Genomic DNA, 11147 nt, shown 5'->3' on the forward strand with positions numbered 1-11147 from the left:
TAGCCGCTCGCGAGGAACGACCTCGCTGACCGAGACACCCCTCCGTCAGGCCTTCAGCCTGCCACCTCCCCTTGCAGGGGAGGAATATCCCAACAAGAAAAGGGCGCCGGTGGAAACCCACCGACGCCCTTCCTGATTTCCGGCGCTAACCGTCAGTCGCTATTCAAGCGGCCTGCGGCAGAGCGGCCTTCGCCTGAGCGACGATCGCCTTGAAGGCCTCGCCCTCGTGCATGGCGATGTCGGCCAGGACCTTCCGGTCCAGTTCGACGCCCGCCAGCTTCAGGCCGTGCATGAACTGCGAATAGGTCAGGCCCTCGGCCCGGACACCCGCATTGATGCGCTGAATCCACAGACCACGGAAAGTCCGCTTCTTAACCTTGCGGTCGCGATACGCATATTGACCGGCCTTTTCGACGGCCTGGCGCGCGATGCGGATGGTGTTCTTGCGACGGCCATAATAGCCCTTCGCCTGATCCAAAATCCGCTTATGCTTCGCCTTGGTGGTCGTGCCCCGCTTGACGCGTGCCATATCTCTCTATCCTTCCAGAAATCAGTTCAGGCCGTAAGGCGCCCAGGCCTTCACGGTCTTGGTGTCGGCATCGGACAGGACCGAGGTGCCGCGGTTCTGGCGGATATACTTGCCGTTATGGCTGATCAGGCGGTGGCGCTTGCCGGCGACGCCGTGCTTGAGCTTGCCGGTCGCGGTGAGCTTGAAGCGCTTCTTGACGCCGCTCTTGGTCTTGAGCTTGGGCATTTTTTTCCTTTCGCTAGAGCTAAGGCAGAAACGGCCGCGGCAGCCCTGATGGCCGGGCCGTTCGTGTCACCTCGCTCGGGAAGCGCGCCGCATAGACGAAGCCGCGCCGCAATGCAACCGATGCGCGTGGGCGGAACCCCCGCTCCGCTCGGGCGCTTGGCTATTCCATGGATCAGGCGCACGCGGCCGACAGCCCTGTTAGTCCCACCGCCGCCCGTGCCGGGTGGCATCGCTGGCCGATTCGCCTTCTCATCGGCCTGCTGACCGTCCTTGCCGCGATCTGGCTCGTCCTGTTCGTCACCAAGGGCCGTTTCCTGCGCCATCCGTTCGAGTCGATTGCCGGAAAGCTGACCCATCGGACGGTGACGGTCGGCGGCGACTTCCAGCTCTATTTCGCGCCGTGGCGGATCAAGTTCGTCGCCGAGAAGATCGCCATCTCCAACCCCGGCTGGGCGACGCGGCCGAATCTGTTCACCGCCGACCGGATCGATTCGCGCATCGCGCCGCTGTCGCTGCTGTTCGGCAAGCGGCGCTTCACCTGGCTGGCCTTGACCAATGGCGCGGTCGATCTGGAATGGACGCCCGACCACCGCAGCAACACATGGACGTTCAGCGAGAAGAAGGGCGGCAAGCGGCTCGAATTCCCGCGTATCGACGTGGCCGAGGTAAAGGGCACGACCGTCCGCTATCGCGATCCCCGGATGCAGGTAACGGCCGATCTAGCGCTCGAGGATTTCCGGTCGCAGGACGCCCGCATCGGCCGCGCGGTCGGGGTGCGTGGCAAGGGCGTCATTCGCGAAACGCCGTTCGTGCTCAACGCGCAATTGCTCTCCCCCGACGCGACCGCCAATCGCGGCAAGAACGAGCTGGTCGCGCGGATGCGCGCGGCGGGCAATGTCGTCGATGTGACGGGCACCCTGCCCTCGATCGCCGATGTTGAGGATGTGCCGCTGCGCACCCATGCGCGGGGCAAGGATCTGTCGACCCTGCTGGAGGTCATCGGTGTCGTCATCCCACGCACCCGCACCTATGACCTGCGCGCGCAGCTGGTGAAGGACGGCGACGTCTATCGCTTCACCAAGATGAAGGGCACGTTCGGTGACAGCGACCTGGCGGGCACGCTGACCGTCACCCATGGCGAGCGGCTGCACCTCGATTCGACGCTAGCGACCGAGAAGCTCGACATTATCGATGCCGCGCCCTTTATCGGCTACAATCCCGATATCGTCGCGACCAAGGGCGCGGAGGCCGCCGCCGCCGCGACCGGCGTCGGGCCGCAGCGCCTGCTGCCCGACGCGGCGCTGCCGGTGGCGACGATGCAGCGCTTCGATGCCGACCTGAATTGGACGATCCGCACCGTGCGGTCGCGCCGGGTGCCGATCTCGAATGTCGACCTGACGCTGGCGCTCGATCGCGGCAAGCTGACCCTGTCGCCGCTGCAGTTCGCGATGGCGCGGGGCGATGTGTCGTCCGACCTGTTGTTCGACACGCGCCAGCGGCCCAGCCTGGTCCGTTACGACATCCGCCTGTCGCCGACCCCGCTCGGCCGGTTGCTAGCGGGCTGGGGCGTGGCGGAGGCGGGGACGACCGGCACGGTCAAGGGCCGCGTCCAGCTGACCGGGCGTGGCGACACGATTCATGATTCGCTGGCGAGCGCGAACGGGCGGATGGCGTTTATCCTGCCTGCGGGCTCGCTATGGACCAAGAATGCGCAGCTGGCCGAACTCGACATCGGCACCTTCGTTCAGAAGATGTTCGAGAAGGAGCTGAAAGAGCCGGTGCGCATCAACTGCGGCCTGATCGCCTTCACCGTACGCGGCGGCGTGGCGGCGGCGGACCCGATCCTGATCGATACCTCGAAGAACGTTGTTACGGGGCGCGGTGGCTTCAGCTTCCGCAACGAAGCACTCGACCTGGCGGTTCGCGCCGACGCCAAGACCTTCAGCCTGTTCTCGGGCCAATCACCGGTCGGCATCACCGGCAGTTTCGCACATCCCGGCATCAACCCCATCAGCGGCGACCTGCTCGCGCGGGCGGGTGCGGGCCTGGGGTTGGCCGTGGTAGCGACGCCGCTGGCCGGGGTGCTGGCGTTCGTCGATGTCGGCGACGCCAAGGCGGCGGCCTGCGGCCCCGTGCTTTCGGGCGCACGGGCCAGCGCTCAACGGACGGTCAAGGGCGACAAGCGCGACGATGTCGGGCGCGGCACGACGGCCAAGGCGGAGGACGGAAAAGGCAATCCGGGCGAGGCCAAGGCACAGCGGAAGAAGTTTCTGGGGATTTTCTGACGCGTGCCCGGTGCAGTGTAGCGATACCGTCCACTTCCTTCCGTGAAGGGGAGGAGGTGAGTCAATGTCGATCCGAGCTGATGGAAACTAAGCGTAGCCGTTGCAGGAAACCGTCACGATGCGGCGTATGGCGACATCATATTCGACATTGACCTGCATACATCCGCCGTCGTGGATGAAAGGCAGGCTCCGCGCGTTGGAATACCAACGCCGCTGCCCCGCTGGCGTCTCTGCGGCACGAAGTCGCGCGCGGGATCGAGCGGACGCGGCGATTTCCCTTTTCGTGCAGGGCCGCGATTCGAAGTTCTCGAGCAGAACCTCGCACCCCTCGTCGGCTTTCGGCGGGTCGAATGGTAGAAGATATCGGGCGACGACCCTGCCGCCCCCATCGAACGCGTAGTTCCTGCCATAAGCGGACAAAGGCTGCGCGCCTTTCGGCAAGGTGATCGTCCGCTCGATATCGTCCATCAATTTCCGCTGCTCGCGGGACGGCACCGGGGCCGCCGACGCAGTCAGAAGCAGGAAAACAAGCGCAGCCAGCATTCGCATGGGAAAAACCTACCATATCGGTTTTGCCTCTACCATCGACCGATCCGACAGGCGGCTTTTCGCCTCCCATCAATGATCGTGATGGTCATGCCCATGCGGCACGTTGCGCAGCGCCTCCAGCACTTCGTCCGTGCGCGCCGGGTCGCCGATCGCGAGCACATGGCCCGCGCTGTCCGCCGTTAGCGGATCGCCGTTCCAGTCGCACATGCGCCCGCCCGCGCCCTCGACCACCGGGACCAGCGCGGCGAAGTCGTGGAGCTTCAGCCCGGATTCGCATACGATATCGATATGCCCGCTCGCCAGCAGGCCGTAATTATAGCAGTCGCCGCCGTACACCGGCCCTTGGCGCGGGGAATTGCCGCTGACCGCCGCGACCAGCGCCATGAAGTGCGGCACGTCCTCGTCGTCGAACAAATGCGGGCTGGTCGTCGCGATGGTCGCGCCGTCCAGGTCGCGAAAGGGCCGCGTGCGGGTCGGCTGGCCGTTGAACAGGGTGGGCCGCCCGGCAACGCCCAGCCAGCGCTCGCCCGCGATCGGCTGGTCGATGATGCCCAGCACCGGCCAGCCATTTTCCACCAGCGCGATCAGCGTGCCGAAGATCGGGCGCCCCACAGTGAAGCTGCGCGTGCCGTCGATCGGGTCGAGCACCCATTGTCGCCCGGTCACGCCGTCCTTCACGCCATATTCCTCGCCGTGAATCCCGTCGCCCGAGCGTTCCGCGTCGAGGATACGGCGCATCGCCGACTCCGCCTCGCGATCGGCCAGGGTCACCGGCGACCGGTCCTCCTTGATCTCCAACCCCATTTCGCGACGGAAATAGGGACGGATGGCAGCGCCGGCGGCGTCGGCCAGGCGCAGGGCCAGATCGATATCGGTGACATGTACGGACATGTTAACCTGAATAGGGTAGCCATGAATGATCGGCAATGGACGGCGAGCCGCTTACAGGATAGGCGTTAACCTTGTTTATCGAGAGGAATAGCGCGATGAAGGCTTGGTTAGGCGTTCTTCTGGCGGTTGCGGCGGCTGTGCCTGCGACAGCTGCGTTGCGCCCCGGCGCGACGGCGCCCGACTTCACCACGCGTGGCGCGGTGGCGGGCAAAGTCTTTACGCTGCACTTGAAGGAGCAGCTGCGCCACGGCCCCGTCGTGCTGTATTTCTTCCCCGCCGCCTTCACCAGCGGCTGCAGCGCCGAGGCGCGCGCCTTTGCCGAGAAGATCGATGCGTTCAAGGCCGCTGGCGCGCGCGTGATCGGCATGTCCGCCGATCCGGTGGACAAGCTGGCCGCCTTTTCCAAGGCCGAATGCGCGGGCAAGTTCCCGGTCGCGAGCGCCGGACCCGCCATCGTCAAGGAGTACGACGTCGCGCTGGGCCGCCAGATCGAGGGCCGCGACATCACCTCGCGCACCAGTTACGTCATCGATCAGCGTGGCCGCGTGGTCTTCGTTCACGATGACATGAATCCGGCCGAGCATGTCGCCACCACGCTGGCGGCGGTGCGCGACCTGAAAAACCGTCGCTGATTTCTCTGTTCGGGGCGCGGACATGAGCTGGGGGGGCCATACGGACAATCGAATGCAGGGGGATATTCAGGAGGCGGTCGGGACATCCGACCGCCTGTTCGACAGGATCGGTCGTTTTCTCGATGACCATCGGCTGTCGCCCGATCCGACGCATTATGCCTTTGTGCATGCGATCCTGACGGAGCCGGACGGCGCCTTGGCCAAGGCGGTGGCGTCGCTGGTCGATGACGGGGTGCGCCTGCATCAGGACGATATCGTCCGGCTGGGCGGCCCGCCGCCCGCGCCGCTTCCCGTCCCCGCCCCCGCTCCGCCCGCACGGACCGCCGCCCCCCGCACGATCACTCCCCCGCCCGAGGCGCAGTCCGACGCGCTGGCTGCGCAGACCCAGAACCAGGTGGAGACCTTTGCCGCGGTCATCCGCGCAATCCAGGCCGACACCTCCGAATTCGGTGCCGACTTGGCGCGCAATGCCGAGGTGATTTCCCGCGGCGAGACGATCGGCCTGGCGGCGCTCGCCCGGTTGACCGGTGCGATGCTGGAACGGGTCAATGCCGCCGAGCTACGGCTGGAACAGGCCACGGCCGAGGCCGAGACGCTGCGCGAAAAGCTGGCCGAGGCGCGGGCGACCGCGCGGCGCGACCCGCTGACCGGGCTGGCCAATCGCCTGGCGTTCAACGAGGCGCTGGGCCAGTGTTTCCAGGCACCGCGCAGCTGTCATCTGGCGCTGTGTGACATCGACCGGTTCAAGCGGATCAACGACGAACTGGGCCATGCGGTCGGCGACCGCGTGCTCCACTCGATCGGGGCGATCCTGGCCGAACAGGGCAAGGGGCATGTCGTGTGTCGGCATGGCGGCGAGGAATTCGCCATCCTGATGTCCGACCTGTCGAACGAAGAAGCCGCCGCGATGATCGAGCGAGCGCGCGACGCGGTGCGCGAGCGGCGCTTGCGGGTGCGCGAGACGGGGGCGATGATCGGTGAGATCACCTTCTCCGCCGGGATCACCGCCTTCCGCCCCGGCGACACGCAGGAAACACTGTTCGCGCGCGCGGACGCCCTGCTTTATCGCGCCAAGAACGAAGGCCGCGACCGCGCCTTCAACGACTAGTGATTTTTTGCCATGGGATGGTGGGAATTGCGCACCACGAATGGCGCATTTTCCCACTTTTCTCGCGACAGAGAATAATAACCATACAAATCAATGTCTTAAGAAACTGGCACGCTCTCTGCAAAGTCCCTGGCATCGGTCACCCAATAGATGGGCGACCGGCTTTCACAGGGAGTTTCACCATGTTCGCTTCGTTCCAGACTCGCCAGATCCTCGTTTCGGTTGTCGGCGCGCTTGTCTTTGCCGGTCTTGCCATCACCTCCGCCGCGCCGATCTTTCCGATCGCCTGAATATGACCGCGCTCTACCCCGGCCGGGCTATCCGATGCCCGGCCGCCCGGTGAGCAATCCCCACGCCTCCGCTCAAGCGGTTGCGACGGCCCCGACCGGCCCGACCGGCGCTTCCTCCTCCCGCGAATAGGCGCCCGTCAGCACCCCGGCGGCGAGCACATGCCCCGCCATCGCCTCGACCATCGCGCTGCGGCCCGGCGTAGCGCCGCCGATATCGACCACGGCATCCAGCGCGAACAGCTGAAACACATAACGATGCTCGCCATGACCGCGCGGCGGATCGGGCGGCAGCCAGCCTTCGCTGAAATAGGAATTGCGCCCGACATCCCCGGCCCCCGGCGTGCCCGCGCCGTCCGCGACAATCGCCCCTTCCGCCAAGTCGCCGGCAACGGGCGGCAGGTTCCACACGATACCATGGACCAACGGCTGCGGCGTCGGCGCATCGGCGTCCTCCACCAACAGTGCCAGCATCGCGGTGCCCTCGGGCGGATCGCCCCAGACCAAGGGCGGCGACACGCCCGCACCATCGGCGGTGAACCGCTCAGGCAGGCGCGCCATGTCGCCAAAGGCCGGGCTGTTCAGCCGCATCGCAGCGGGCGGGGTCAGCTCGGTTCGCACGATCGCCAGCGACTCGACGCCTGCGCGCCAGCCGCTCATCGCCTTGCCCAGCCAGGCGGGCAGATGTTCGAGCATCGCGTATCTCCTAACGTGCGGTCACCGGCACCACGCGCGTGCGCCACACGGTCAACGTGTCGATCGCCCCCCGGCATTCGGTCATTTGCGCCGCTTCGAGCAGGCGGAAGCGTGTGCCGTCCCAGCCGAAGGTCTGCGCATCGCCGCAATCGCCCAGCCCTCGGCCCTTCCCCCAACTCGACAGGCGGCCAGCGGGCGACCATTCGACATTGACCAGGATTTCGGGCTGGCCCGGTTCGGGCGTCTCGCCGAAATGATAGGTGAAATCGAAGCGTGCGGGGCTCAACCGACCGTCGCGCCAGACCAGCGGCTTGACCAGATAATTGTAGGCCCCCGCCCCGCACGACATCAGGACCAGTGTGGACCGCCGGTCGAGCCGATGCGCATCGGCGCTGAACGGACTGCCGTCATCGACCACGCAGCCATAGCGACGCCGGGCCTCGCTGATCGCGGTGGCGGGGATGGCGGGCGCGGCACCGGGCGGTGGCGTGACGATATGCACCACGGGCAGCGCCGGGGGGCTGCCCCGATAACGTGCCGCGCCACGCGCGATCAGCGCGGTGGTCGTGCCCGCGCGCTTCTGCCGCGCGTCGATATAGCGCAGGGCGGCAGCGGCCCCGTTGAGCGAGACCCGGTGGTTGGCCGGAGTCATCAGCACGGCCCGCCGCCCCTTGCCGATCGCGGCGACCAGGGCCGTGGCATGCGGCCCCCGCCAGATGCCCTCGCCATCGCGATCGAGCGGGGTGGAAGCAATCGTGCGACCATCGATCCTGACGCTCGCCGTCTTCGCCGTGCCGGTCATGTCGCGCACGCGCACCGTGACCTGGCCAGTGCCGTTACGGGCCACGATCAGCACGACATCCTGCAGCGCCGAATCCTGGGTCGCGAGCGAGGCCGTCTCGCACGCCCCGCCATTGTCGCAGGCGACGATCCAGTCGCGGAACAGCTTCAGCTTTTCCGGCCGGGGCGTATCAGGCACGGCGGCCATGGCCGGTGCGGCGACCAGTGCGATCCATAGGCCCGGGTTCAAGCGCATCATTCCCGATCAACCCCTTTGCTGGCGGTCCCGTTCCGAACCGGATAGGTCAACGCGACCGAGGATATGGGCCAAAGAATCGGGCCGGAAAACAGGAGAGTTCGTGATGAAGTCAGTGGGCGTGATCGGGGCCGGACAAATGGGCGCAGGCATCGCCCAGGTGTCGGCGGCGGCGGGTTATGCGGTCAAGCTGGCCGATGTCTCGGCCGAGCGGGCCGAAGCGGGCAAGGCGGGCATCGCCAAGGCGCTCGATCGGCTGGTGACCAAGGAAAAGACGACCCGCGCCGACGCCGATGCGCTGCTGTCGCGGATCGAGCCGGTGGGCAGCCTGTCCGCCATGGCCGGGTGCGAGCTGGTGATCGAGGCGGCGACCGAGCGGGAGGCGATCAAGCGCGCCATCTTCGAGGAGGTCGGCAAGGGGATGTCCGACACCGCGATCCTGGCGACCAACACCTCGTCCATCCCGATCACCCGCCTGGCGCAGGCCGCGCCCGACGCGGCGCGCTTCGTCGGGGTGCACTTCTTCAACCCCGTACCCGTCATGGGCCTGATCGAGCTGATCCGTGGCCTCGCCACCTCGGACGAGACGGTCGCCCGGGTCGAAAGCTTCGCGCAGGAACTGGGCAAGCGCGTGGTGCATGCCAATGACGCGCCCGGCTTCATCGTCAACCGCGTGCTGATGCCGATGATCAACGAGGCGATCTTCGCGCTGGGCGAAGGCGTGGCGAGCATCCCGGATATCGACGCCGCATGCCAGCTGGGGCTGAACCATCCGATGGGGCCGCTGACGCTGGCGGATTTCATCGGGCTCGACACCTGCCTGGAGATCACCCGCGTGCTGTTCGAGGGGACGGGCGATCCCAAATTCCGCCCCGCCCCGCTGCTGATCAAATATGTCGAAGCCGGCTGGTATGGTCGCAAGACCAAGCGCGGTTTCTATGATTATTCGGGCGCCGAGCCCGTGCCGACGCGGTAACCCATTCCTCCCCTGGAAGGGGAGGTGGCAGGCCGAAGGCCTGACGGAGGGGTGTCACCCTATCGAGAGCGGGACACCCCTCCACCATGCTGCGCATGGTCCCCCTCCCCTTACAGGGGAGGAAAATATGTCAGAACGCGCCGTGGACGCGCACCGCGAGGATCTGGGCCGGACCACGGTCGCGGTTATAGCCCGGATGCTCGACATATTGCGCATCCAGCGTCACCGCGAGCGCCCGGAACAGTGCGACGTCGTAATAGGCCTCGGCAATTTCCTCCGCGCCTGCATTGGGCAGCTTGCCGTCGCCGACCAGCACGCCCAGGCCGCCCGCCGCCAGATAGCGGCGATGCTCGGCCGAAATACCGTTGGCGATCAGCACCAGCCCGACCCGGTCCTGCGCCCGGCCCCAGCTTTTGCCGCTCAGCGACCCGCCAATCTGGGCGGTGCGATCGATATCGGTGAAGTCATAGGGCTCGATCGACCCGTCGCTCACCCCGACGCGGGCGAACAGGCCCAGCGTGTCGGTCAGCGCCTGGTCCATGTTCATATAGCCGCCGACCCGCGTCATCCGCCGCCGGGTGACCGACGGATCGACCGCGCCGCCGGTCGCCGTGGCATAGGCCAGCGCGTCGTCGAAGCGGCTGAAATTGCCGCGATTGCGGAAGAACCCGAAGCGCACCGATCCCGGCCGCCCGGCGACCTGATGGCGATGCTCGACCTCGGCATCGATCTGATACTGGCCGAAGCCATGTTCCAGCCGCTCGCCATTGGGAATGGTCGACAGGTTGAACAGCCCGGTGCGAAGCGTCCAGTCGCCGCGATAGAGTTCGCCCGCAATGCCGGTGGTATAGCCCCAGGCATCGGCGGCATAATCGAAGCTGCCGGTATCGACCGCCGACCAGTTCAGGAAATCGCCGCGCGGGTCATGCGCATAGGCGTTGGTGTCGAACACATCGCCCACCCCGAACTTGCCGATGGTCAGGACGATCCGGTCGACCGGTCGCGATCCGCCCAGCTGGTTGGCCACCCCCGCCACCGTCTCCGACGCGCCGCCCAGGCCGATGGTCTGGCGGAAAAAGGCGCGCTGCAGCCGGAAATAGGGTTCGGACTTGCCGACCTTATACGCCTCGGCGCTGGGGAAACCGGCGACGCCCAGCGTGTTGGATAGGCCGAAGCCCTGGTCGATCTCCGGATTCACCCACCACTCGCCACCCTTCCAGGCGCGCGCGCCGATAAAGGCGGTGACGTCGGCGGTTTCCTTCAGCTGGCGCGGGGTCAGGCTGTTGTCGCCGACATAGGGCGAGGCGAACCCGCCCACGCCTTGCGCGACGAAGGTCGCCTGGCCGTGGATGGCGACATCCTGCTGCGGGGCGTCCTCCGCGGAGGCGGGGCGCGCGACGAGGAACAGGCCGCACAGCGCGGCCCGCGACACGGTCTTGATCATTGATGGTCCCCTTGGATCAGGCCGACGGACGCTCGCGGCGCAGGGCCTGCGGACGGGTGGTGGCGACCGCGCGAAGCAGCCGCGCCCGCTCGAGGGGAACGCTCGCCATCAGCGTGGCGAGGGAATGGGCGCGGACATGCGCGCGGAACAGGGTACGGGTCATGATAGACCTCCTTCGGGTTCATGTGGTCGAGCCCGGCGGAGGTCGGCGAGATACGGCGTTAGCGGGCCGCGCTCGGCGACCCCGTCAGGCCCGTCAGACGGTCGGCAAGGATGTGGACGCCGAAGCGTCTACTGTCCTCGTCGCCGGACAAGGGACTAGATCGGGGCATTGTGATCCTAAGTGTGAGTCGGCTCTTACGGCCGACAAGGCGCGCCATAACGCCCCGCCACGCAGGATCAACCCCGGAAAAATGTCTGTGATTCCTCCCCTGCAAGGGGAGAGGGACCAGCGAAGCTGGTGGAGGGGTATCCCGCTCTCGATAGGGG

12 protein-coding genes are annotated in these 11147 nt (G+C 66.7%); 4 read left to right on the plus strand and 8 right to left on the minus strand.

The window, feature by feature from the left end:
• Positions 1-163 precede the first annotated feature (163 nt).
• Together rplT and rpmI are read right to left on the minus strand one after the other, a co-directional pair.
• Positions 164-529, minus strand: a complete 366-nt coding sequence (rplT, locus tag SSA01S_RS17860) for a 50S ribosomal protein L20 (protein ID WP_042488147.1) — start codon at positions 527-529, stop codon at positions 164-166.
• 21 nt (positions 530-550) lie between these two features.
• Positions 551-754 (minus strand): 50S ribosomal protein L35, encoded by a 204-nt coding sequence (gene rpmI, locus SSA01S_RS17865; protein WP_007406658.1) that lies wholly within the window; start codon positions 752-754, stop codon positions 551-553.
• A 167-nt stretch (positions 755-921) separates the two neighbouring features.
• Between rpmI and SSA01S_RS17870 the strand changes: the two genes are divergently transcribed.
• Positions 922-3039, plus strand: coding sequence for an AsmA family protein (locus tag SSA01S_RS17870; RefSeq protein WP_061781476.1), 2118 nt, complete (start codon positions 922-924; stop codon positions 3037-3039).
• Between the two features lie 87 nt (positions 3040-3126).
• Here the strand turns inward: SSA01S_RS17870 and SSA01S_RS17875 are convergent, their stop codons facing one another.
• Complete coding sequence (locus SSA01S_RS17875; protein ID WP_061781477.1) at positions 3127-3588, minus strand: hypothetical protein; 462 nt, start codon at positions 3586-3588, stop codon at positions 3127-3129.
• A 69-nt stretch (positions 3589-3657) separates the two neighbouring features.
• Positions 3658-4479, minus strand: coding sequence for an inositol monophosphatase family protein (locus SSA01S_RS17880; protein ID WP_061781478.1), 822 nt, complete (start codon positions 4477-4479; stop codon positions 3658-3660).
• A 95-nt stretch (positions 4480-4574) separates the two neighbouring features.
• Here SSA01S_RS17880 and SSA01S_RS17885 point away from each other — a divergent pair, with 95 nt between their 5' ends.
• Together SSA01S_RS17885 and SSA01S_RS17890 are read left to right on the plus strand one after the other, a co-directional pair.
• The gene (locus SSA01S_RS17885) at positions 4575-5111 is read left to right on the plus strand and encodes a peroxiredoxin (protein WP_061781479.1); all 537 of its coding nucleotides are present in this window, start codon (positions 4575-4577) and stop codon (positions 5109-5111) included.
• Between the two features lie 52 nt (positions 5112-5163).
• Positions 5164-6219, plus strand: coding sequence for a GGDEF domain-containing protein (locus SSA01S_RS17890; RefSeq protein ID WP_061781480.1), 1056 nt, complete (start codon positions 5164-5166; stop codon positions 6217-6219).
• A gap of 362 nt (positions 6220-6581) precedes the next feature.
• Here SSA01S_RS17890 and SSA01S_RS17895 read toward each other — a convergent pair whose 3' ends face one another.
• Together SSA01S_RS17895 and SSA01S_RS17900 are read right to left on the minus strand one after the other, a co-directional pair.
• A complete protein-coding gene (locus tag SSA01S_RS17895; protein WP_061781481.1) occupies positions 6582-7202 on the minus strand; it encodes a YbhB/YbcL family Raf kinase inhibitor-like protein in 621 nt (206 codons plus the stop codon).
• 10 nt (positions 7203-7212) lie between these two features.
• Complete coding sequence (locus SSA01S_RS17900; RefSeq protein ID WP_061781482.1) at positions 7213-8241, minus strand: DUF1176 domain-containing protein; 1029 nt, start codon at positions 8239-8241, stop codon at positions 7213-7215.
• Positions 8242-8344: 103 nt separating this feature from the next.
• Here SSA01S_RS17900 and SSA01S_RS17905 point away from each other — a divergent pair, with 103 nt between their 5' ends.
• Positions 8345-9214, plus strand: coding sequence for a 3-hydroxyacyl-CoA dehydrogenase NAD-binding domain-containing protein (locus SSA01S_RS17905; RefSeq protein ID WP_061781483.1), 870 nt, complete (start codon positions 8345-8347; stop codon positions 9212-9214).
• A gap of 130 nt (positions 9215-9344) precedes the next feature.
• Here SSA01S_RS17905 and SSA01S_RS17910 read toward each other — a convergent pair whose 3' ends face one another.
• Both SSA01S_RS17910 and SSA01S_RS19700 read right to left on the minus strand, forming a co-directional pair.
• On the minus strand, positions 9345-10658 hold the full coding sequence (locus tag SSA01S_RS17910) for a carbohydrate porin (protein ID WP_061781484.1): 1314 nt from the start codon (positions 10656-10658) through the stop codon (positions 9345-9347).
• 16 nt (positions 10659-10674) lie between these two features.
• The gene (locus SSA01S_RS19700; RefSeq protein WP_156477934.1) at positions 10675-10821 is read right to left on the minus strand and encodes a hypothetical protein; all 147 of its coding nucleotides are present in this window, start codon (positions 10819-10821) and stop codon (positions 10675-10677) included.
• Positions 10822-11147 lie beyond the last annotated feature (326 nt).

This window comes from Sphingomonas sanguinis NBRC 13937, assembly GCF_001591005.1.
GTDB classification, from domain to species: domain Bacteria; phylum Pseudomonadota; class Alphaproteobacteria; order Sphingomonadales; family Sphingomonadaceae; genus Sphingomonas; species Sphingomonas sanguinis.